This is a genomic window from Pedobacter sp. 05T44, assembly GCF_056395985.1.
Genome location: NZ_JBFTKO010000041.1, coordinates 1 through 1,218 on the forward strand (window position 1 = coordinate 1; position 1,218 = coordinate 1,218).

1 protein-coding gene is annotated in these 1,218 nt (G+C 42.6%); it reads right to left on the minus strand.

Going from position 1 to position 1,218, the window contains the following annotated elements; translation table 11 throughout:
* On the minus strand, nucleotides 1-1,202 hold a 1,202-nt coding region (locus tag AC1DDK_RS26110; RefSeq protein ID WP_337718278.1), incomplete at its 3' end, for an MFS transporter.
* Nucleotides 1,203-1,218: the final 16 nt, after the last annotated feature.

Genomic DNA, 1,218 nt, shown 5'->3' on the forward strand with positions numbered 1-1,218 from the left:
TTTACATTTTTTTGCCAGAAGAAAAATATAATGAACAACACCACCAGTATTCCAGGGAAAGCTATCATTTTCACTAAGGTATCCTGCCCTGCAGCAAGTTCCAGTGCTCCTCCTTTTAAACCTAATGCTACATTTTCTGCTCTTGCTGAATCAATCCAACTTCCTATAAAGGGTTGAAATATAGCCGTTGAGAACATCCCAACACCTCCAACAATCGACATCCCCAAAGCACCGCTTAGCGGAACACGCTGGGCAACTGCTCCAATCATAACCGGCCAGAAATAACATACCCCTAAGGCAAATATTACCGTGGCAACATATGCAAGTGGTCCTGTAACCACGCTGAACATGTAAATACCAATGGCTGCCAGGATAGCCGACATTAATAAAACACCTGTTTGGCCTARTGAATGAACTACAGGGCCGGCAAAGAATCGACCTACTGCCATCAATCCGCTGGTAAGGGCAAGGATCAGCATTGGGCTGGCACCACTGTTACTCATAATCACACTCACCCACTGGTTAGGACCAAACTCGGTAATTGCAGTAAGGGCCATACAGATAAACAAGAAGATAAAAACAGGGTTGAGCATTGCCTTAAGATTCTCAGCAATTGAAGTACTTCCGTCCTCTCTAGGCTCTACAAATTTCTTTCCGTAGAACAAAGCAGCATAGATAACAGTTGGAATCATGGTAACCCACATCTGAGCTTGCCAGCCCATTCCATTATCTGTCATAAATTTAGAGATCAGCGCTCCGATAAGAATTCCTCCAGGGAACCACATATGGAACCTGCTTAGCATTTTATTCATTTTCGGACCTGCATATGCGTCTGCAATCAAAGGATTACAAGCCGCTTCTGTACATCCGTTACCAAATCCTATAAAAAGTGTAGAAACAAGTAACCCTACATATCCTCCGGCATATATGGTCAATAAGATACCAATAGTATGGGCGACAAATGCAGCTTTCATAATGTTTTTAGGCCCAAAAGTGTGATAAACCAACCCACCAATGATCATAGAGATCGGAAATCCTAAAAAGAACATACTGTTGATAAATCCAAGCTGTTCTGCAGTCAGGTTAAATTGCGCTCCGAGCTGGGGTAAAATACCCGCCCGAATAGAGAAGGTAAAAGCTGTGGTAATCACGGCAAAGCAACTCCCGTTGAATAAGGCACTCTTGTTAATGTTTTCGTTCATAATATAATGGTTATTT